The sequence below is a fragment of the Paracidovorax konjaci genome, from assembly GCF_900112675.1.
Classification (GTDB): Bacteria; Pseudomonadota; Gammaproteobacteria; order Burkholderiales; family Burkholderiaceae_C; genus Paracidovorax; species Paracidovorax konjaci.
The window spans coordinates 185387-206383 of record NZ_FOMQ01000004.1; the positions used below are offsets into that span (position 1 = coordinate 185387).

A 20997-nucleotide genomic window follows, 5' to 3' on the forward strand; every position below is an offset into this window, starting at 1 on the left:
TCAAGGGGCAACAATGGCATCTTTAAAATCCTGAAGCGTTCTGAAACATCGTTGGGTTAGAGTGCGCGCGGACGGGGGAGGGGCGCTGTCGTCCGCTCCATTTCAAGAAAAGAATCAATGGCCGTTGAATTCGCGTTTGACCATTTCGTGCTGCGTGTGAGGGAGCGGCAACTGCTGGCCAATGGCCAACCCGTGGTGCTGGGCGCGCGCGCCTTCGACGTGCTCTGTGCGCTCGTCTACAAGGCCGGTGCCCTCGTGACCAAGACCGAGCTGTTCAGTCTCGTCTGGCCCGGCATGGTGGTGGAAGAGAACAACCTGCAGGTCCATGTGTCTGCCCTGCGCAAGCTGGTGGGTTCGGAGCTGATCGTCACCATCCCGGGGCAGGGTTACCGCTTCGTAGGCCGCGTGGCCGAGCATGCGCGGGGCGAGGGCACGCCGCCTGCGGCCGCGACGGTGCTGGAGCCCGCAGCAGCGCGGTCGGTGGCCGTGCTGCCGTTCGGCGTGGATGCGCAGACCGACCAGCGCTATTTCGCCGACGGCATGGCCGAGGACATCATCAACCGGCTTTCGCGGTCGCGGTGGCTCTACGTCATCGCCCGCAACTCGGCGGTGCAATACCGCCATCCCCTGCCCCCCAACAGCGTCATCAGCCGTGAGCTGGGCGTGCGGTACATCGTCTCGGGGCAGATCCGTTTCGGCGCCTCACGGGTCAGGGTGACCGCCGAGCTGATCGATGCGACGCGCAACGAGACGGTCTGGGCCCACAGCTATGACCGTTCGGTGGACGACCTCTTCGAAGTGCAGGATGCGATTTCCGCTGCGATCGTGAGCAACATCGAGCCCGTGTACCTGCGCCGGGAGGAACTGGTGAACAGCCGCCAGCCGCCCCGCGACCGCCAGCACTGGGAGCTGCTCATGCGTGCCCGCTGGCACTTCTGGCGCTCCAGCCGCGACCACGTGCAGAAAGCCGAGCACTACGCCGAACAGGCACTGGATTCGAAGCCGGACGATCCCCCCTCCCTGGCGCTGCTTTCTTTCGTGCGCATGACCCGCGTCTGGGCGGGCTGGTCGGACTGCCCCCGGGTGGACATCTCCGAAGCGCATCGCCTCGCGCTGCGGGCCGTCAGTAACGACGACACCGATGCCTTCGCGCATTTCACGCTGGGCACCGCGCTGTCCTTCACGCGCAGCTTCGCCCAGGCGATTTCCGAGCAGGAGCATGCGCTGTCGATCTACCCGCAGTTCGCCGCCGCCGCCGGCGAACTCGGCCGGGTGCTGGCGTTCTGCGGCCGGACACAGGAAGCCGCCGCCTTCGCGCTACAGGCCTGCGAAGCCAGCCCGCTCGACCCCCATGTGAGTCTGTGGATCCGCACGCGTGCGTTGGCCAGCTTCATCGAGGGCGACTACCCCGGGGCCGAGGCCTTCGCATTGCAGGCGCTCGCCAAGCGCCCGGACTGGTTCTTCAACCACTACCTGCTCGCCGCCTGCCAGTCCGCGTCCGGCCATGTCGAAGAGGGGCGGCAGACCCTGGAGCAGGCGCGCAAGTTCGGCCCCTATTCGCTCAACGCATTGAAGGCAGGGCATCCCTTCATTGACGAAGCGCATCTGAATCACTACACAGAGTGCCTCCGCCAGGCCGGGTGGAGAGGGCAGTAAAACCAACCATGTTCACCAAGAGAGGGAGAAAAATCCATGGCAGACCAGACCGCGCCCAAGAAGATCGCCATCCTGGGAGGAGGGCTCGCCGCGCTGACCGCAGCCTTTGAACTGACGAGCCAGCCCGGGTGGCAGGATCGCTTCGACATCACCCTCTATCAGATGGGATGGCGGCTGGGCGGCAAGTGCGCCACGAAGCGGGGGCCCAACGACCGGATCGAGGAGCACGGGATCCACGGCTTCCTGGGCAGCTACTACAACGCTTTGCCCCTCATGGCCGAGTGCTACCAGGCCCTGGGACGCGACAAGAACGCCAAGCTGGCCACCTTCGAGCAGGCCTTCATTCCCGAGAGCTTCGTGCTCATGTGGGAGTACGAAAAAGGCGGCCTGAGCCGTTGGCCGATGACCCTACCGACCAACCGGCTCTCGCCCGCCGACGCCTCGTCGCTGCCTTCCCTGCGCCACTGGATCGCCGCACTCATCGAGACGGCCCAGGCCCTCATCGACCCGCGCGAAACGCCGGGACTGAGCGAGGTGCACGAGATGGAGCTGCGCCTGGGCGAAGCCATCCTGGAGCGGCTGAAGACGGAGTTCCGCCGCGAGGGTGCGGAGGCCACCTTCGGCACCACCCACCCCGTGCTCGAGGAGGTGTGGGACTGGCTGGGCCATCGGCTGAAGGCCCTCATCGACCAGAACGACGACCTGCGCCGTCTCTACACCCTGCTGGAGTACATGATGGCGCTGGTGCGCGGCGTTCTGGCCGACAGCATCTTCGAGAAGGGCTTCGACAGCATCGACGGCGAGAACTTCTCCGACTGGCTGCAGCGGCACGGCGCCTCGGTGATGACGGCGTCATCGCCGCTGGCGCTCAATACGGTGAACCTGTCGTACCAGTACCCGGCAGGCGACACCGCCCGCACCGCCAGCATGGGCGCGGGCGCGTACCTGCACTGGTCTCTGCGCAGCTATGCCTACCTGGGGGCCTTCGCATGGCTTTTCGCGGCCGGCACGGGCGAGACGGTGATCGCGCCGCTCTACCTCGTATTGCGCCAGCGCGGCGTGAAGTTCGAGTTCTTCCACAAGGTGCAGAACCTGACGCTGTCGGCGGACCAGCAGTCCATCGCATCGGTCGAGATGGCCGTGCAGGCCACCTTGAAGGACCCTTCCCGGCCCTACGATCCGCTGGTCGAGATCCAGGGCCTTCCGTCCTGGCCTTCCGGGCCGCTCTACGACCAGCTCGTGCAGGGCGAAGCGCTGCAGGCCCAGGACATCGATCTGGAGTCGTACTGGACCCCGTGGCAGAACGTCGGTGCGCGCACCCTGCGCGTGGGCGAGGACTTCGACCAGGTCGTGTTCGCCATCGCGGTCGGCGCCGTTCCCTATCTCTGCAAGGACCTGCTCGCGGCGCGGCCCGCGTGGCGCGACATGGTGGAGAAGATACCGACCGTGCAGACGCAGACCATGCAGATCTGGCTCAACCGAAGCACGACCGACCTCGGCTGGGACCTGCCGCTCAAGAACCCGACCGATACCGTGATCGGTGCCACCTACCTGAACCCGCTCGACGGGCAGGTGGACTTCACGCACCTGCTGCCCTGGGAGTCCTGGCCCGCGCAGCAGATGCCGCAGGCGCTCTGGTACTTTTCGGGCGCGATGGCCGACTACGAGCCACCTCCGCCGCTCACCGACACTGGTTACCCGGCACGCGCCCATGCGCGTGTGAAGGCCCAATGCATCCAGTACCTGCAGGTGTGCATGGGGCCGCTGCTGCCCAAGGCCACCACGAACGTGGTGTCGCCACCGGGCGATCCGATGGGCATGGACTTCAGCCTGCTGCAGGACCATGACCCGGCCCATGCCGGGCAGGGCGTGCAGCGTTTCGACCAGCAGTTCTGGCGCGCCAACATCGACCCCTCGGAGCGCTATGTGACCAGTCCGCCCGGCAGCACGGCGGCGCGGCTCAAGGCCTGGGAGTCGGGGTTCTCCAACCTCGTGCTGGCCGGCGACTGGATCTATACCGGCCTGAACGTCGGCAGCGCCGAGGGCGCGGCGATGGGCGGCCGCCTGGCGGCCCATGCGGTGAGCGGCCTTCCTGCGCTGAGCGACATCGTCGGCTACCCGCAGGAGGCGGCTCCGCCGGCCGCGCCCTGACCTGGGCCGGGGGCTGCCGTGCGCGGCAGCCGGTTCAGCGGTGCAGGAAATCCACCTGCGCGGGCCGCCCCGGCAAATGGAGCGCCGCCGTGGGAGCGGGGCTGCCGGCCAGGCGGCGCCCGCGCCGCCACACGCCGAGCCGCGCGGACCGCAGGCGGATCGCTTCGGCCGGCGTGCGCGCGTGCAGCAGCACGAAATCCGCATGGCAGCCGGGCGCGAGCCCATAGCCTTCCAGCCCCAGCAGCCGCGCAGGGCTCTCCGTCACGGCCGTGAAGCACTGCTGCATGGCCGCCTGCCCGGTCATCTGGGCCACGTGCAGGCCCATGTGGGCGGCTTCCAGCATGTCGGCGCTGCCGCCGCCGTACCAGGGGTCCATCACGCAGTCTTGGCCGAACGCCACCGTCAGGCCTGCCGCGATGAGTTCCGGAACGCGCGTCATGCCGCGGCGCTTGGGATAGCTGTCGTGGCGGCCCTGCAGGGTGATGTTGATGAGCGGGTTCGCCACCACGCCGAGCTGCGCTTCCGCCATGAGCGGGATCAGCTTGCTGACGTAGTAGTTGTCCATGCTGTGCATCGAGGTCAGGTGCGAGCCCGTCACGCGGCCGTGCAGGCCCAGGCGGTGCGTCTCGTGTGCCAGGGTCTCGACGTGCCGGGAGAGCGGGTCGTCGGTCTCGTCGCAGTGCATGTCCACGCGCTTGCCGCGTTCCGCGGCCAGTTCGCAGAGGAGGCGCACGCTCTCCGCGCCCTGTGCCATGGTGCGCTCGAAATGCGGTATGCCCCCCACCACGTCCACGCCCAGGTCGAGCGCGCGCTGCAGCGTCTGCAGGCCCCCCGGCGTGCGCAGCACGCCATCCTGCGGGAAGGCCACCAGTTGCAGGTCCAGGTAGGGCGCCACACGCCGCTTCACCTCCAGCAGCGCCTCGACGGGCAGCAGGCTCGGATCGCTGGTGTCCACGTGGCTGCGCACCGCCAGCAGCCCGCGCGCCACGGCCCAGTCGCAGTACGCCAGCGCGCGCTCCACGAGGGCCTCGTGGCGCAGCAGGGGCTTGAGTTCTCCCCACAGGGCGATGCCCTCCAGCAGCGTGCCGCTCTCGTTTACGCGGGGCTGTCCGTAGGAGAGCGTGGAATCCATGTGGAAATGCGCATCCACGAAAGGCGGGCTGAGCAGCAGGCCGCCGGCGTCCACCGTCTCATGGGCCGGTGCATGCAGCCCTTCGGCCACGGCGGCGATGCGGCCGTCCTGCACGGCCACGGACATGTGCTGGCGGCCGTCGGGCAGGGAGGCGTTCTGGATCAGAAGGTCGAGCATGGGCGTGGACGGGAGTGGATGGGTACCGGGGTGGGGCCGGCTCTTGCCGCACCGGCGGCGGCAAGGCCGGTTTGCATATTCTGGGCCAGCGTGCCCGGCGCCTGCGCGCTCAGCGCCAGCGTGGCGTGACGGTCCAGCCCGAAGCGGACAGCAGCGGCTTCAATACCGCCTCGGTGTTGGCCCGCGCGGACTGGACCGTGTCGGCGGCGGCACAGGCCTTTTCCACGTCCTGCTGGGCGATGCGCAGGGCCGCGTCGATGGCCCGCATGCGGTGGGCGGAGCCCGGCAGCAACGGTTCCAGGCCGCTGCCCTGCAGCGCGTGGAAATACGATCCGCCCTGTTCGCGCGGGCCGTGGTCCACCCGTGCGGCCACGGTGCGCGGCGCGGGCAGCGAGAGCACGGCGGTGCGGGCGGCGGCATCCACCTGCTCGTACCGGGCGGCGCGCAGATCGGTGCCCACCAGGCAATCGCCGCGCGCGACCAGCAGCACGCGTGTTTCGCCCAGCCGCAGCTCCCACTGCGTCCAGGGGATGTCCTGGGTCATCTTCTGGCTGAATTCGATCACGTTGGCATAACGCACCCGGACCGACACCAGCTCGCCCATGGATTCGACCGCGACCAGCGGCGGGGTGGCGGGCTCGGCGGGCGGCGGCGCCCGCCGGCTGCCCAGGGTCCACGAAGCGGCGGCCACCAGCGCGGCGCCCGCGAGGAGGGCAGGGAAGGTGAGGCGTTGCATGCCCCATTGTGCGCATGCCCGGCGGCGGCGATGGTCGATGTCGCATTTCTTCCAGACGGAGGGCGGGCGGCTGCGTAAGCTTCGGCCAGCGCAGACAGGAGGCCTTCGCCGGGGCGCAGGGGCTGCCCGCGGCCGCCGCGGCCTTGGCCCTCCCGCCAGCAGGCCCGGGCTTTCGCGCGCGGCCATTCCCCAAAAAAACCGTCCTACCCAGGAGCCGTTCCATGCTTTTCGCCTACACCATCCTCTACGTCCAGGACGTGCCACAGACCATCGCCTTCTACGAAGCCGCCTTCGGGCTGCAGCGGCGCTTCGTGCACGAGAGCGGCGATTACGCCGAGATGGAGACCGGTGGCACGGCGCTGGCTTTCTCGTCGCACCAGCTCATGGCGCAACTGGGCAAGAACCCCCAGCGCGCCTCGGCGGACGCGCCCAGCTTCGAGATCGCCTTCACGACCGATGACGTGCCCGCGGCCGTGCAGCGCGCCGTGGACGCCGGCGCGCGCCTGGTGCAGGAGGCGCACCAGATGCCGTGGGGTCAGACCGTGGCCTACGTGGCGGACGGCAACGGCGTGCTGGTGGAGCTGTGCACGCCCGTGCGGCCCGGCTGACGGCGGTGCGCACACCGTGCGCGGGGCATGGCCGCCGGCCCGTGCCCGCCACCCATCCGCTGCGCTGCAGGGTGTGAAAACACGATCGGTGCGCCGGTGCGCCGCCGCTTCGCCGTGTCAGGCATAGCCGCTGGCCTGGACGGTCGCGAGCAGGTCGGGGGCTTCCCGCAGGCGTGCCGGCGTGGCGCCCAGCCAGTGCAGGCAGGCCCGGCCGAAGTGCGACTGGTCCGCGTAGCCGTGGTCGGCGGCGATGGCCACCAGCGCGTCGCCCCCCGCCAGGGCCCGTGCCGCCCGGCGCACCCGGGCCAGCTCGCGCCAATAGCGCGGCGGCTGGCCGGTGGCGGCGCGCACCGTGCGCTCCAACGTCCGGGGCGTGGTGCCGAGCGCCCGCGCGGCCTGCGCCACGGAGCCGGCTCCACGCAGGGCCGCCAGCGCCTCGTCCACGGCCGCATGGCGCCGCACCCGGTCGTCCAGCGCCGCCAGCACGGCCTGCTCTGCCGCAAGGCGATCCCCGGGGTGGCCGCCGGTGCGCGCCGCCGCGTGCCACAGGCCCCGGGCCGCCTGCAGCAGCGCGGCGTCGTCCATCTGCGCGCCGGGGTGCAGCCGGAAACCCAGCCAGGATCCACCGGGCGATGCGGGCACGGCGTAGGCCTGCAGCGCCAGCGGCGACACCATCCACCGCGTGCGGCCGCGTTCATCCAGGTGCACGATGAGGTCGCGGCAGCCGTCGGGCAGCACCAGGGTGGGGGCCGCACCGGGGGCGGGTGCTTCCGTGTGCGCCCAGCGTTCGAGCACACAGGCCGGCAACGCCGGAAGAACGGTCGGTGCGGGGTGGGAGGTCATGGCCGGCCGCGGTTCAACGGCCCGGCGTGCGCGCACGCCACGCCGCACGGGGGAGCCGGTACAGGCAGTGCGCCCGCAGCGGGTGGCCTGCCGGCACGCCGGGGTGATCGAAGGCGTCGGCGGGGGATTCCTGCATGCCCAGGCGCTGCATGACGGCGCGCGAGCGCTGGTTGGGCCGTGCCGTGAAGGCGACGATTTCGTCCAGGCCCAGCCCCTCGAATCCGGCCCGCAGCGCCAGCTCCGCGGCCTCGGTCGCCAGGCCCTGCCCCCAGAAAGGGCGCGCGAGCCGCCAGCCGATTTCGATGCACGGCGCAAAGGGCAGCGCAGCGGCAGGCCGGTGGAGACCGACGAACCCCATGAACCGCCCCTCGGCGCCTGGCTCACCGCCACGGTGCTCCGCAGCCCAGAACCCCCAACCGCGCGCGGCGATGAGGGCTTCGATGCGGTCGGCCATGGCATCGCTGTCCGCGCGCGCCAGCGGGGCCGGGAAATGCTCCATCACCGCCGGGTCGGCGTTGAGCGCCGCGAAAGGCGCCCGGTCGGCGGGCGTCCATTGCCGCAGGCGCAACCGGGGCGTCTGCAGCAGGGCGGGATCGATGGGGATGAACGGGTCCGGGGCATCGTTGTCGGGCATGCGCCAATGCTACGGCGGCACGGAGGGGCCCGCTCTGCGGGTGAGCGGCCCTGGAGCGCATCGGTGCGATCCGAAACCCCCAATATGCTATCAATTAAATAGCAAACTATTGAATGGATACGGCGGCATGGGGCCGATCGGAGTACCAGCCCGCCGGCAGTGCCCCTGCCGGGCGTGCCCGGCCCGCTAGGCCTTACTTCGTCCCGAAGATCCGGTCCCCGGCATCGCCCAGCCCGGGCAGGATGTAGCCATGGTCGTTCAGTTCGCGGTCGATGGCGGCGGTGTAGATCGGCACGTCCGGGTGGGCCTTCTGCAGCGTGGCCACGCCTTCCGGGGCGGCCAGCAGGCACATGAATTTCACGGAGCGCGGTTTCAGTTCCTTGAGCTTGGCGACGGCGGCGGCGGCGGAATTGCCGGTGGCGAGCATCGGGTCCACCACGATGATGTCGCGCTCTTCCATCTCGGAGGGCATCTTGAAGTAGTACTCCACGGGCTGCAGCGTGGCCGGGTCGCGGTAGAGGCCGATGTGGCCCACGCGCGCGCCGGGCACCACGGTGAGCATGCCGTCGAGGAAGCCGTTGCCCGCGCGCAGGATGGAGACGAGCACCAGCTTCTTGCCGTCGATGACCTTGCCGGTCATGGTCTCCAGCGGGGTTTCGATCTCGATGTCGGAGAGCGGCATGTCGCGCGTGATCTCGTAGGCCATCAGCGTGCTCAGCTCGCCCAGCAGGCGCCGGAAGCTGTTGGTGCTGGCGTCCTTGCGGCGCATGAGGGTCAGCTTGTGCTGGACCAGCGGGTGGGTGATGACGTGGACGTTGTTGCCGTTGCCGGACGTGTGCTCGGTGCTCATGGCGGTGCGCGAAGAAAAGGGGGAATGGGAAGGAAATGGAGAACGGCCCGCAGGGGGCGGAGGCCCGGGCCGATGCGCCCGGACCTGGCGCGCGCGAGGTTCACCGTTCGGTAAAACCGGTCAGTCTGCCAGAAACCGGGCGTACCGCGAGAGGTCCACGTTGCCGCCGCTCACCACCACGCCCACGCGGGCGCCGCGCAGGTCCGCGCCGGTGTGCTCGGCGCCCGCGAAGGCCAGGGCCCCCGTGGGCTCGACGACCATCTTCATGCGCTCCGCGAAGAACCGCAGCGCCTGCACGAGCTGGGCGTCGGCCACGGTGACCACCTCGTGCACGAGGCGCTGGATGATCGCGAAGGTGAGGGTGCCCGGGGCCTGCGACTGCGCGCCGTCGGCGATGGTGTGCGGCGTGGGAATGTGGACGATGTGCCCGGCGCGCAGCGATTGCTGCACGTCGTTGCCGGCTTCGGGCTCCACGCCCACCACCTTGCACGAGGGCGCCAGGTGCTCGGCCGCCAGCAGGCATCCCGACAGCAGGCCGCCGCCGCCCAGGCAGACGAAGAGGTAGTCCAGCCCGGGCACGTCCTGCAGCAGCTCCAGCGCCACGGTGCCTTGCCCGGCGATCACGTGCGGATGGTCGAAGGGCGGTACCAGCACCATGCCGCGCTCGGCCGCGAGGCGGCGGCTGATGGCCTCGCGGTCCTCGTTGAAACGGACGTAGGTGACCACCTGGGCTCCGTACTCGCGCGTGGCGGCCATCTTGGAGGCCGGCGCATCCTCGGGCATGACGATCACGGCCGGCATGTCCAGCAGGCGGGCCGAGAGCGCGATGGCCTGCGCATGGTTGCCGGACGAGAACGCCAGCACGCCGCGCTCGCGCTGTGCGGCGTCGAGCTGCACCAGGGTGTTGTAGGCGCCGCGGAACTTGAAGGCCCCCATGCGCTGGAGGTTCTCGCACTTGAAGAAGAGCTGTGCGCCGAGCCGTTCGTCGGCGGTGCTGGATCGCAGCACCGGCGTGCGGTGGGCGATCCCCTGGAGGCGATGGGCCGCGCCGAGGACATCGTCGTAGGTGGGCAGGGCCGGGCTGGTCGGTTCCATGGCAGCGTCCTCGCGAAGCGTGTTCGCAAACGGGGTGGGCGCATCATAGTCCCGGCGGGCCGCGGCCGTGCAGGCGCGGAAAGGGCTCGGCGTGCCGCGCCCTGTGTGCGCCCCGGCGCCGTTCAGCCCAGCTCGCCGAAGCGCTGCACCGGCGCCAGCGGCGGGAAATCCCCCGCGCGCTTCGCGCCCATGGCGCCGACCGCCTCGCCCACATGGCGGTTGCTCCAGATGGCGCTCTGCAGCCAGCCCATCTGCCGCAGGCTGTCGTCCACGGCATGGTCGCGCGCGTAGTGCACCGCCTGCTTGGTGCCCCAGATGGCGACCGGGGGCTTGGCGGCGATCTCCCGCGCACAGGCGAGGGCGGCCTCCACCATGGCTTCCGGCGTGGCGAACACCTCGTTCACCAGTCCGCAGGCCAGGGCGCGCGCCGCGGGCAGGCGGCGGCCGGTGTAGGCAAGCTCCTTGACGATGCCCAGCGGAATCAGCTTGGGCAGGCGCTGCAGCGTGCCGACGTCGGCCACCATGCCGATGTTGATCTCCTGGATGCAGAAGAACGCGTCCTGCGTGGCGTAGCGGATGCAGGCGGCCGTCACCATGTCCACCGCGCCGCCGATGCAGCCGCCCTGGATCGCTGCGATCACCGGGATGCGCAGCGATTCGATCCGCGTGAACGTGGCCTGCATGTCGGTCAGCAGGTCGAAGATGGCCGCGCGGCCTTCCGGACTCCGGTCGTCCATGGCGATGGCGCCGCCGAAGGTCTCCAGCGCCATGCCCGCCGAGAAGTGCCGCCCCGTGCTGCTGATGACCAGTGCCCGCGCGTCGCCCGCGCGGTGCAGCCGGGCCAGCACGGTGTCCAGCTCGCGCCAGAACGTCGGGTGCATGGTGTTCAGCGCGTCCGGACGGTTCAGCACCAGGTGGGCCACGTGGTCCGACAGCGTGAGCGAGAAGCAGGTGAGGGCGGTGGGTTCGGTCATGCGCCGCACTCTAGGCCCCGCGCCGGGGCCGGCGCCGTCACCTGGGCGACGGCGGGTGCGGGGGTTGTGCGCCGGGGTTTTTGCGTGAGGTGGCGCAGGGGGCGGCCGATATACTTCCCGGCTCCCTGCCCACGGCGACCCGTGGCGCCCGCTCCAGGGCGCCTCTCGCCCCTCACCCCCCATCCCCATGCACATCTCCCGCCGTTTCTTCGCCTTCGGCCTCGGCCTGGCCGCAGCGCTCTCCGCTCCCCTGGCCGCGCAGGCACAACAGGGCCGCGAGCTGGTCGTGGCCTCCAGCGCCACCTACGCGCCGTTCGCCTTCGAGAACAAGGACAAGCAGATCGTCGGCTTCGACATCGACATCATCAACGCCATCGCGAAGAAGCAGGCGCTGAAGATCAAGGTGGTGAACACGCCCTTCAGCGGCATCTTCGCGGCGCTGAACAACGGCGACGTGGACCTGGTGATCTCCGGCGTGACCATCAACGACAAGCGCCGCCAGAGCTACGACTTCACCGAGCCGTACTTCGCCGCGCAGCAGCTCATCGCCGTGCCCAAGGCCAGCACCGTGGCCGCGCTCAAGGACCTCGCGGGCAAGAAGATCGCGGTGGTGAACGCCTCCACGGCCGACGACGTCGCCTCGCGCGAGTTCGGCAAGACCAGCCCCAACATCCGCCGCTTCGAGAGCACGCCGCTCATCATCTCCGAGGTGGCCGGCGGCGGCGTCGATGCCGCCATCGGCGACAACGGCGTGATCGCCTACCGCGTGGCGCAGAACCCCGCGCTGAAGACGGTCGAGGACGCCGGCTTCCCCATCGAAGGCTTCGGCATCGTGGTCAAGAAGGGCGACAAGGCGCTGCTGGACAAGCTCAACGCCGGCCTGGCGGCGGTGCGCGCCGACGGCTCCTACAACGAGATCTACAGGAAGTGGTTCGGCAAGGAATACAAGCCGCGCTGAAGCCCGTCGGGGGCACGGCACACCACGGCCGCACTGCGGCCTTTTTTGCGGGCGCCGGCAGGCCGCCGCCGCGCCGCGATACATGAGAGGACGGGGCGATGGAGCCTGTTGAATGGTTTGGCTGGTTCCGGCCGGACATCCTGGTGGAATACAAGGACCTGTTCGTCCAGGGCGCGTGGATGACGCTCGGGGTGACGGTGGTGTGCGTGCTGCTGGGCGGCTCGTGGGGCCTGGTGCTGGCCCTGGCGCGGCTGGCGCATGCGCGCCATGCGCCGCTCAGCTGGGTGTGCCGCTTCCTGCTGCGCTGGCCGGCCACGGTCTACGTGAGCTTTTTCCGCGGCACGCCGCTCTTCGTGCAGATCCTGCTGATGCACTTCGCGGTGATGCCGCTGTTCATCCACCCCTCGTCGGGCTGGCTGGTGACCGGGGACTTCGCGCGCACGCTCAAGCAGGAGCACGGTGCGCTGATCTCGGGCATCGTGGCGCTCACGCTCAACTCGGCCGCGTACATCTCCGAGGTGTTCCGCGCGGGCATCCAGTCGATCGCGCGCGGGCAGTCGGATGCCGGGCGCTCGCTGGGCTTCACGCCCGGGCAGGTGATGCGCTACGTGGTGCTGCCGCAGGCCTTCCGCCGCATGCTGCCGCCGCTGGGCAACAACGCCATCGCGTTGCTGAAGGACACCTCGCTGATCTCGGCCATCGGGCTGGCCGAGATGGCCTATGCCGCGCGCACCGTGGCCGGTGCCTACGCGCGCTACTGGGAGCCGTACCTCGCGATCGCGCTGGCCTACTGGGTCATGACGCTGGCCCTCACAGGGGCGCTGCGCCGGCTGGAGAACCACCTCGCGCGCAGCGACCGGGTCTGAGGCGCGCGCCGGGCGGCCGCGCCGCGCGCCCGGTCAGCGGCGCACGGTGCGGGCGTCCTGCCCGAAGAGGATCTTCTTCGCGTCCTCGTCCATGGTGGGCGCGGTGTTGATGCGCTGCGCCACGTCGTAGGCCCGCACCGTGGCCGGGCGCGCGCGGATGCGCTCGAACCACTGCGCGAGGTGCGGGAAGTCGGCCAGGTCCTGCCGCTGGCGCTCGTGCGGCACGATCCAGGGGTAGCTCGCCATGTCGGCGATCGAGTAGCTGCCCGCGATGTATTCGCGCCCGTCGGCCAGGTGCTTGTCGAGCACGCCGTAGAGCCGGCCGGTTTCCTTCACGTAGCGGTCGATGGCGTAGGGCACCGGCTCGGGCGCGTACTGCGTGAAATGGTGGTTCTGCCCGGCCATGGGCCCCAGTCCGCCCATCTGCCAGAACAGCCACTGCAGCGCCTCGGCACGCCCGCGCAGGTCCTGCGGGATGAACTGGCCGGTCTTGTCGGCCAGGTAGAGCAGGATCGCGCCCGATTCGAACACCGGCACGGGGGCGCCGCCGTCCGCGGGCGCGTGGTCCACGATGGCCGGGATGCGGTTGTTGGGCGCGATGCGCAGGAACTCGGGCGCGAACTGCTCGCCGCGGCCGATGTTCACCGGCAGCACGCGGTAGGGCAGGCCGGCCTCCTCCAGGAACATCGTGACCTTGTGGCCGTTGGGCGTCGTCCAGTAGTGCAGGTCGATCATGGCAATTCCTGTTTTGCTATCAAAATATGAGCAAACTATTGAATGGATACGGCGGCATGGAGGGGTTTTCGTTCAAAACCGGGGTGCCGGGGGTGCCAGGGCCGGCGTGGCGTCAGCGCTTGCGGCCGCCGAACACGCTGCCGAGCACGCCGCGCAGGATCTCCTTGCCCAGCGACGTGCCCATGGTGCGCACGGCCGACCGGGCCATGGTCTGCACCAGCCCGTCGCGCTTGCCGCCGCGCGGGCCGGTGGAGCCGAACAGCACGTCGTTGAGCCCGCCCAGCAACCCGCCCCCCTCGGCACCCGTGCCCTGGGCCGTGCCCGCGGAAGGTGTGCTGGCGCCCGGTGCGGCCGGCGCGCCCGGTGCGGCGGCCGCGCGGCCGCGCAGCTTCTCGTAGGCCGATTCGCGGTCCACCGCCTTCTCGTAGACGCCGGCCACGAGCGACTGCGCCATCAGCGCCTGGCGCTGCGCTGCGGTGATGGGCCCGATCTGGCTGCCCGGGGGCAGCACGAACACCCGCTCGGTGATGCCGGGGCGGCCCTTGGCGTCGAGCAGGCTCACGAGCGCCTCGCCCACGGCCAGCTCGGTGATGGCGGCCTCGATGTCCAGGCCCGGCTGCGGGCGCATGGTGGTGGCCGTGGCCTTGACGGCCTTCTGGTCGCGCGGGGTGAAGGCGCGCAGCGCGTGCTGCACGCGGTTGCCGAGTTGCGCCAGCACGCTGTCGGGGATGTCCAGCGGGTTCTGGGTGACGAAGTACACGCCCACGCCCTTGGAGCGCACCAGCCGCACAACGAGTTCGATGCGCTCCACCAGCACCTTGGGCGCCTCGTTGAAGAGCAGGTGGGCCTCGTCGAAGAAGAACACCAGCTTGGGTTGCTCCGGATCGCCGATCTCGGGCAGCTGCTCGAAGAGTTCCGACAGCATCCAGAGCAGGAAGGTGGCGTAGAGCCGCGGCGAATTCATGAGCTTGTCGGCCGCGAGGATGTTGACCACGCCCCGGCCGGACTCGGTCTGCATGAAGTCCTGGATGTTCAGCATCGGCTCGCCGAAGAAGCGGTCGCCGCCTTGGCCCTCGATCTGCAGCAGCCCGCGCTGGATGGCGCCCACGCTGGCCGCGCTGATGTTGCCGTACTCGGTGGTGAACTCCTTCGCGTTCTCGCCCACGTGCGCGAGCATGGCGCGCAGGTCCTTCAGGTCGAGCAGCAGCAGGCCGTTGTCGTCGGCGATTTTGAAGACGATGTTGAGCACGCCCAGTTGCGTCTCGTTCAGGCCCAGCATGCGGCCCAGCAGCAGCGGGCCCATGTCGGAGATGGTGGCCCGCACCGGATGGCCCTGCTCGCCGAACACGTCCCAGAGCGTGGTGGGGCAGGCCAGGGGTTCGGGGAGGGCCAGGCCGCGCTCGGCGAGCGTGGCCGCGAGCTTCTCGCCGATGCGCCCGGGCTGGCTGATGCCGGTGAGATCGCCCTTCACGTCGGCCATGAAGACCGGCACGCCGATGCGCGAAAAACCCTCCGCCAGGGTCTGCAGGGTGACGGTCTTGCCGGTCCCCGTGGCGCCCGTGATGAGCCCGTGCCGGTTGGCCAGGGCGGGCAGCAGATGGCATTCGGAGGTGTCGTGCTTCGCAATCAGGATCGGTTCGGCCATGGCGGGTGGGGAGTCAAAAGTAAAATCACGTTCAGTCGGTAGATTAATCCATAGACACAACAGCAAGGATTCCCTGTGGCAGGACACAGCAAATGGGCCAATATCCAGCACCGCAAGGGGCGCCAGGATGAGAAGCGCGGCAAGATCTGGACCCGGATCATTCGCGAGATCACCGTGGCCGCCCGCGCCGGCGGCGGCGACATCTCCGCCAACCCGCGCCTGCGGCTGGCGATCGACAAGGCCAAGGCGGCCAACATGCCCGCCGACCGCATCAAATACAACATCGACAAGGCCACCGGTAATGCCGAGGGCGTGAACTACGAGGAAATCCGCTACGAGGGCTACGGCATCGGCGGCGCCGCGATCATCGTGGACACCATGACCGACAACCGCGTGCGCACCGTGGCCGAGGTGCGCCACGCCTTCAGCAAGTACGGCGGCAACATGGGCACCGAAGGCTCGGTGGCCTTCCAGTTCAAGCATTGCGGCCAGTTCATCTTCGCTCCGGGCACGGACGAGGACAAGGTGATGGAAGTGGCGCTGGAAGCCGGCGCCGAGGACGTCGTGACGGGCGACGACGGCGCCATCGAGGTGCTGACCGCCTACGGAGACTTCGAGGCCGTGAAGAACGCCCTCGAAGCCGCGGGCCTGGTGCCCGACGCCGCCGATGTCACCATGCGCCCCGACGTGACCATCGACCTGGCCGGCGAGGACGCCGAACGCATGCAGAAACTCCTGGACGTGATCGAAGACCTCGACGACGTGCAGGAGGTCTATCACAACGCCGCGCTCTGAAGCACGAGCCAGCACCCGGATACCCCATGAAAGTTCTTGTCATCGGAGGCGGCGGCCGTGAACACGCAATGGCCTGGAAGCTCTCGCAGTCTCCCAAGGTCACGAAGGTCTACGTCGCACCCGGCAACGGCGGCACGGCCCTCAACACCAAGCTCGAAAACGTTCCCGTGACCGACGTGCGCGCGCTGCGCACCTGGGCCCAGGAGCAGAAGATCCAGCTCACCGTGGTCGGCCCCGAGGCGCCCCTGGCCGCGGGCGTGGTGGACGAATTCCGCGCGCACGGCCTGCGCATCTTCGGCCCCACCAAGGCGGCCGCCCAGCTCGAAAGCTCCAAGGCCTTCTCCAAGGCCTTCATGCGCCGCCACGGCATTCCCACGGCCGACTACGACACCTTCACCGACCCGGCGGCGGCCCATGCCTTCATCGACCGCCTGGGCGCGCCCATCGTGGTCAAGGCCGACGGCCTCGCCGCCGGCAAGGGCGTGGTGGTGGCCATGACCGCCCAGGAAGCCCACGACGCGGTGGACTTCATGCTCGTGGACAACAAGTACGGCGTGAGCCACAACGAGGGCGGTGCGCGCGTGGTGATCGAGCAGTTCCTCGAGGGCGAGGAGGCGAGCTTCATCGTGCTGTGCGACGGCAAGAACGTCGCCGCGCTGGCCACCAGCCAGGACCACAAGCGCCTGAAGGACGGCGACCAGGGGCCCAACACCGGCGGCATGGGCGCGTATTCGCCCGCGCCCGTGGTTACGGCCGACGTGCATGCGCGCGCCATGCGCGAGATCATCCTGCCCACCATCCGCGGCATGGAAAAGGACGGCATCCCGTACACGGGCTTCCTGTACGCCGGCCTGATGATCGACGCCAAGGGCCATCCCAAGACGCTCGAATTCAACTGCCGCATGGGCGACCCCGAGACCCAGCCCATCCTCATGCGCCTCAAGAGCGATCTGGTGGACGTGCTGGGCGCGGCGGTGGACGGCAAGCTCGACCAGGTCGAGCTGCAGTGGGACCGCCGCACGGCGCTGGGCGTCGTCATGGCGGCCCACGGCTACCCCGAGAGCCCGCGCAAGGGCGACGCCATCACCGGCCTGCCGGCGGATGCCGACGACGCCGTGGTGTTCCATGCCGGCACCGAACTCCAGGACGGCGTGGTCACCACCAACGGCGGCCGCGTGCTGTGCGTGACCGTGCTGGCCGACAGCGTGAAGCAGGCCCAGCAGCGGGTGTACGACGTCGCGCGCGGTGTCCACTTCGATGGGGCGCAGTACCGGCGCGACATCGGCCACCGGGCGGTGAAGGGCTGATGGCGACGGCCACCGGACCGGGCCGCCCTGCGGGCTCCCTGCAGTCGGCCGACGTGAGCGAGCGCGTGCGCGCCTACCTCGTCGACCTGCAGTCGCGCATCACCGGCGCCATCGAAAACGTGGAGGGGCAGGGCGGGGCGCGGTTCCTCACGGACCAGTGGAGCAAGGCCCCGGGCGAGCCACTGCAGGGCGACGGCATCACGCGCATCCTCGAAGGCGGGCGCGTCTTCGAGCGCGCGGGCTGCGGTTTCTCGCATGTGCGCAGCGCATCGCTGCCGCCCTCGGCCACGCAGCACCGGCCCGAACTCGCCGGCGCCCCGTTCGAGGCCATGGGCGTGTCGCTCGTGTTCCACCCGCTGAACCCGTATGTGCCCACGGTGCACATGAACGTGCGCATGATCTCCGCGGCGCACGAGGGCCAGCCCCCGGTCTGTTGGTTCGGCGGTGGCATGGACCTCACGCCCTACTACGGCTTCGAGGAAGACGCGGTGCATTTCCACCGCAACTGCCGCGATGCGCTGTATCCGTTCGGGGAAGGGCTCTACCTGCGCTTCAAGCGCTGGTGCGACGAGTATTTCTACCTCAAGCACCGCGACGAGCAGCGCGGCATCGGCGGGATCTTCTTCGACGATTTCTCCGAGCTGGGCTTCGACCGCAGCTTCGCGCTGCTGCAATCGGTGGGCGACTCGTTCCTGGGCGCCTACCTGCCCATCGTGCAGCGCCGCCAGGGGATCTACTTCGGCGACCGCGAGCGCTCCTTCCAGTGCTACCGGCGCGGGCGCTATGTCGAGTTCAACCTCGTCTGGGACCGCGGTACGCACTTCGGGCTGCAGTCCGGCGGGCGCACGGAATCCATCCTGCTGTCGATGCCGCCGCTGGCCGGCTGGGCCTACCAGCGGCAGGACCCGCCCGGCTCCCCCGAGGCCGAACTCACGCGGCGTTTTCTGGTGCGCCGGGACTGGCTGTGACCCGGCCCCCACGGTGGTCCCGGGCCCGAAAGCTATAATTTCAATAGCTGCCCACGTCCGTTCCACGCCGGCATGGGGCCTAAAACACCATCAAAACAAGCCGCTCGGCCTTCCCCGGGCCCCGCGGCGCTCCATTGGCTCCCGCGCGGGTTGCGCGCTATATTGCCTTTCACCCCTATTCCATCCATCTCCTGATGACCACCTCCACCCGTTCGGAATCCGCTGCCAAGAAAGACGTCACCAAACTCCAGCGCGCCATCGTCGATGGCCTGGAGGACGTGAAGGCGCAAGACATCCAGGTGTTCGACACCGAGAAGCTGTCGCCGCTCTTCGAGCGGGTCATCGTGGCGTCGGGCACGTCCAACCGGCAGACCAAGGCCCTGGCCGCCAGCGTGCGCGATGCGGTGCGCGAAGCCGGCTTCCCGAAGCCGCGCACCGAGGGCGAGGACAACGGCGAGTGGATCATCGTCGACTGCGGTGCCGCCGTGGCCCACATCATGCAGCCCGCCATCCGCCAGTACTACCGCCTGGAGGAAATCTGGGGCGAGACGCCCGTGCGCCTCAAGCTGGGCGCGCCCAAGCCCCGGATCGCCGAGGCCGAAGGGTCCGAACCCGCTAAGAAGAAGGCCGCTCCGCGCAGGAAGGCTGCCGAAGCCGCGCCGGAAGTGCCGGCCCGCAAGCCGGGCCGGGCCAAGGCCGCCGCGGCGCCTGCCAAGAAGGCCGCCGCACCCGCGAAGGGCGCAGCTGCAAAGAGCGCAGCAGCCAAGGGCGCACCGGCCCGCAAGGCTGCGGCTCCCGTGAAGGCTGCGGCTGCGAAGACGGCAGCCGGCAAGACGGCTGCAGCCAAGACCGCGGCCAAGTCCCCTGCCGCGAAGACCACGCCCAAGATCAAGACCCTCGTCGTCAAGCCCGCGGCCAAGAAGGTAGCGGCCAAGAAGCCGGCGGCAACCCGCGCACCGGCCAAGGCGGCACCCGCCCAGGCCGCCGCGGCGCGCAAGCCCGCGGCCAAGAAGGCCCCGGCACGCAAGAAGGCCCCATGAGCTGCGGCATGCCTGCCCCCGGGGCGGGCCGGCGGCGGGGCTGAGCGATGAGGCTTCTCATCGTGGCGGTGGGCCAGCGCGTGCCCGACTGGGCGCAGACGGCCTATGACGACTATGCCAAGCGGTTCCCGCCCGAACTCAAGGTGGAGCTCAAGACCGTCAAGACGGAACCGCGTGGCTCCAAGACGCTGGAGTCGATCTACGCCGCCGAGCGCGAACGCATCGAGGGCGCCATCGCCCGTGGCATGCGGGTGGTCGTGCTCGACGAGCGCGGCACGCCCCTCACCACCAAGGCGCTGGCCGGCCGGCTGCAGGGCTGGCAACTGGAGGGTGATGACGTCGCGCTCGTCATCGGCGGCCCCGACGGCCTGGACCCCGCCTTCCGGCAGTCGGCCCACGAGCGCATCCGGCTATCCGACCTCACTCTTCCGCACGCGATGGTGCGTGTGCTGCTGATCGAGCAACTCTACCGCGCCTGGTCCGTGAACGCGGGGCACCCGTACCACCGCGAATAGCGGCGGCCGCGGGCGCTGCGTCGGGCAGGCGGCGCCAAACCTGCATCTCATAGGTCTCGCCCAGGCAGGTTTCCCCGCCGGGCAGGGCGCCTTGTTCGGTGAACCCCAGCCGCCGGAGCAGGCGCACGGAGGGCGCATTGCCGGGATGCACATGCGCGTCGAGGTGCCGCAGCCCGAAGCCGTGGAAGCAGCCCCACAGCGCGGCCTGCAGGGCCTCCGCCATGAAGCCCTGGCCCTGGTGCGCCCGGGCCATTTCGTAGCCGATGAGCGCCACCCGCTCCACCGGATCCCACTGCTTGAACTGGCACAGGCCGATCAGTCCCGGCGCGTCGTGCCGCTCGATGGCCCAGCAGATGTCCGGGATGGCCTTGCGGCCGATCATCATCATCCATTCCGCGAAGACCTCGGCCGCCTCCAGGTCGGCCAGCGGGCCGTAGCCGATCCACACGCCGGGGGACCGGGTATCGCTCATTTCTAGCAGCGCGGGCGCATCCTGCAGGACGACGGGGCGCAGCCGCAGCCGCGCGGTGTGGAAGCTCGGGAGATCGGTCATGCGCGCATCATCCCGGTCACGGCCGGGCGGGCCTGCCAGGCCCTCGAAGCCATGCACCGCGCAGCGAAGCCGCGCCGGCTTCCGCTATCCTGCTGCGCTGTGAAACCGACCTCTTCCCCATCCTCTTTCTCCCCCGCCTTTCCATTCATCTACCTCGCATCGCAGAGTCCCCGCCGGCGGCAGTTGCTCGACCAGCTCGGCGTGCGGCACGTGCTGCTGCTGCCCAATGCGGACGGCGATGCGTTCGTGGAAGATGCCGAGGCCATCGAAGTACCGAAGCCCGGCGAGGCGCCCTCGCGCTACGTGCAGCGCGTGACGGGGCTCAAGCTCGATGCGGCAGTGGCGCGGCACGCCCGGCGCGGCCTGGAAGCCGCGCCGATCCTGTGCTCCGACACCACCGTGGCGCTGGGCCGCAAGATCCTCGGCAAGCCGGACGACGAAGCGCACGCATGCCGCATGCTGTCCGCGCTGTCCGGGCGCACGCACCGGGTGCTCACGGCCGTGGCCCTGCAGGTGCCCGGCGGAGCCCGACACACGGCCCTGTCGGTGTCGCACGTCACTTTCGATGCGATGGCTCCCGCGCAGATCGCCGCGTATGCCGCCAGCGGCGATCCGCAGGGCAAGGCGGGTGCCTATGGCATCCAGGGGGCGGCGGCACGGTACGTGTCGCGCATCGCCGGCAGCTACACCGGCATCATGGGTCTGCCGCTCTTCGAGACGGCACAACTGCTGCGCCAGGCCGGTATGGCGGACTGAAGC

21 protein-coding genes are annotated in these 20997 nt (G+C 69.7%); 11 read left to right on the forward strand and 10 right to left on the reverse strand.

Annotation, left to right across the window (positions count from 1 at the left end):
• The first annotated feature begins 117 nt into the window (after positions 1-117).
• On the forward strand, positions 118-1656 hold the full coding sequence (locus BM144_RS07330) for a winged helix-turn-helix domain-containing protein (protein ID WP_092950678.1): 1539 nt from the start codon (positions 118-120) through the stop codon (positions 1654-1656).
• A gap of 36 nt (positions 1657-1692) precedes the next feature.
• Positions 1693-3807, forward strand: coding sequence for an NAD(P)-binding protein (locus tag BM144_RS07335; protein ID WP_092950680.1), 2115 nt, complete (start codon positions 1693-1695; stop codon positions 3805-3807).
• Positions 3808-3841: 34 nt separating this feature from the next.
• On the opposite strand, the gene BM144_RS07340 is transcribed toward BM144_RS07335, so the two are convergent.
• Together BM144_RS07340 and BM144_RS07345 are read right to left on the reverse strand one after the other, a co-directional pair.
• Positions 3842-5116 (reverse strand): amidohydrolase family protein, encoded by a 1275-nt coding sequence (locus BM144_RS07340; RefSeq protein ID WP_092950682.1) that lies wholly within the window; start codon positions 5114-5116, stop codon positions 3842-3844.
• Between the two features lie 109 nt (positions 5117-5225).
• Entirely contained in the window at positions 5226-5852 is a 627-nt protein-coding gene (locus BM144_RS07345; RefSeq protein ID WP_092950684.1) for a DUF4230 domain-containing protein, read from the reverse strand.
• Positions 5853-6073: 221 nt separating this feature from the next.
• Here BM144_RS07345 and BM144_RS07350 point away from each other — a divergent pair, with 221 nt between their 5' ends.
• On the forward strand, positions 6074-6460 hold the full coding sequence (locus tag BM144_RS07350) for a VOC family protein (protein WP_092950686.1): 387 nt from the start codon (positions 6074-6076) through the stop codon (positions 6458-6460).
• A 117-nt stretch (positions 6461-6577) separates the two neighbouring features.
• On the opposite strand, the gene BM144_RS07355 is transcribed toward BM144_RS07350, so the two are convergent.
• From BM144_RS07355 to BM144_RS07375, 5 genes are all read right to left on the reverse strand, one after another.
• On the reverse strand, positions 6578-7303 hold the full coding sequence (locus BM144_RS07355) for an AraC family transcriptional regulator (protein WP_139225671.1): 726 nt from the start codon (positions 7301-7303) through the stop codon (positions 6578-6580).
• Between the two features lie 13 nt (positions 7304-7316).
• Positions 7317-7937, reverse strand: coding sequence for a GNAT family N-acetyltransferase (locus tag BM144_RS07360; RefSeq protein ID WP_092950690.1), 621 nt, complete (start codon positions 7935-7937; stop codon positions 7317-7319).
• A gap of 193 nt (positions 7938-8130) precedes the next feature.
• A complete protein-coding gene (gene upp, locus BM144_RS07365; protein WP_092950692.1) occupies positions 8131-8787 on the reverse strand; it encodes a uracil phosphoribosyltransferase in 657 nt (218 codons plus the stop codon).
• A gap of 120 nt (positions 8788-8907) precedes the next feature.
• On the reverse strand, positions 8908-9882 hold the full coding sequence (locus tag BM144_RS07370) for a threo-3-hydroxy-L-aspartate ammonia-lyase (RefSeq protein WP_092950694.1): 975 nt from the start codon (positions 9880-9882) through the stop codon (positions 8908-8910).
• 122 nt (positions 9883-10004) lie between these two features.
• The gene (locus tag BM144_RS07375; RefSeq protein WP_092950696.1) at positions 10005-10856 is read right to left on the reverse strand and encodes an enoyl-CoA hydratase-related protein; all 852 of its coding nucleotides are present in this window, start codon (positions 10854-10856) and stop codon (positions 10005-10007) included.
• Positions 10857-11043: 187 nt separating this feature from the next.
• Between BM144_RS07375 and BM144_RS07380 the strand changes: the two genes are divergently transcribed.
• Complete coding sequence (locus BM144_RS07380) at positions 11044-11814, forward strand: basic amino acid ABC transporter substrate-binding protein (RefSeq protein ID WP_092950698.1); 771 nt, start codon at positions 11044-11046, stop codon at positions 11812-11814.
• A gap of 98 nt (positions 11815-11912) precedes the next feature.
• A complete protein-coding gene (locus BM144_RS07385) occupies positions 11913-12680 on the forward strand; it encodes an amino acid ABC transporter permease (protein ID WP_092950700.1) in 768 nt (255 codons plus the stop codon).
• A 33-nt stretch (positions 12681-12713) separates the two neighbouring features.
• Here the strand turns inward: BM144_RS07385 and BM144_RS07390 are convergent, their stop codons facing one another.
• Entirely contained in the window at positions 12714-13415 is a 702-nt protein-coding gene (locus BM144_RS07390; protein WP_092950702.1) for a glutathione binding-like protein, read from the reverse strand.
• 112 nt (positions 13416-13527) lie between these two features.
• Positions 13528-15060, reverse strand: coding sequence for a helicase HerA-like domain-containing protein (locus tag BM144_RS07395; protein WP_092950704.1), 1533 nt, complete (start codon positions 15058-15060; stop codon positions 13528-13530).
• 75 nt (positions 15061-15135) lie between these two features.
• On the opposite strand from BM144_RS07395, the gene BM144_RS07400 reads away from it, so the two are divergent.
• From BM144_RS07400 to rlmH, 5 genes are all read left to right on the forward strand, one after another.
• Complete coding sequence (locus BM144_RS07400; RefSeq protein WP_092950706.1) at positions 15136-15855, forward strand: YebC/PmpR family DNA-binding transcriptional regulator; 720 nt, start codon at positions 15136-15138, stop codon at positions 15853-15855.
• Positions 15856-15881: 26 nt separating this feature from the next.
• The gene (gene purD, locus BM144_RS07405) at positions 15882-17162 is read left to right on the forward strand and encodes a phosphoribosylamine--glycine ligase (protein WP_092950708.1); all 1281 of its coding nucleotides are present in this window, start codon (positions 15882-15884) and stop codon (positions 17160-17162) included.
• The gene (hemF, locus tag BM144_RS07410) at positions 17162-18130 is read left to right on the forward strand and encodes an oxygen-dependent coproporphyrinogen oxidase (RefSeq protein ID WP_092950710.1); all 969 of its coding nucleotides are present in this window, start codon (positions 17162-17164) and stop codon (positions 18128-18130) included. Before purD ends, hemF begins: the two co-directional genes overlap by 1 nt.
• A gap of 194 nt (positions 18131-18324) precedes the next feature.
• A complete protein-coding gene (rsfS, locus tag BM144_RS07415) occupies positions 18325-19170 on the forward strand; it encodes a ribosome silencing factor (protein ID WP_092950712.1) in 846 nt (281 codons plus the stop codon).
• 47 nt (positions 19171-19217) lie between these two features.
• Positions 19218-19685, forward strand: coding sequence for a 23S rRNA (pseudouridine(1915)-N(3))-methyltransferase RlmH (gene rlmH, locus BM144_RS07420; RefSeq protein ID WP_092950714.1), 468 nt, complete (start codon positions 19218-19220; stop codon positions 19683-19685).
• Here the strand turns inward: rlmH and BM144_RS07425 are convergent.
• Positions 19591-20238, reverse strand: a complete 648-nt coding sequence (locus tag BM144_RS07425; RefSeq protein ID WP_092951102.1) for a GNAT family N-acetyltransferase — start codon at positions 20236-20238, stop codon at positions 19591-19593. The genes rlmH and BM144_RS07425 overlap by 95 nt on opposite strands.
• Before the next feature lie 99 nt (positions 20239-20337).
• Between BM144_RS07425 and BM144_RS07430 the strand changes: the two genes are divergently transcribed.
• Complete coding sequence (locus BM144_RS07430) at positions 20338-20994, forward strand: Maf family protein (protein WP_245783574.1); 657 nt, start codon at positions 20338-20340, stop codon at positions 20992-20994.
• Positions 20995-20997 lie beyond the last annotated feature (3 nt).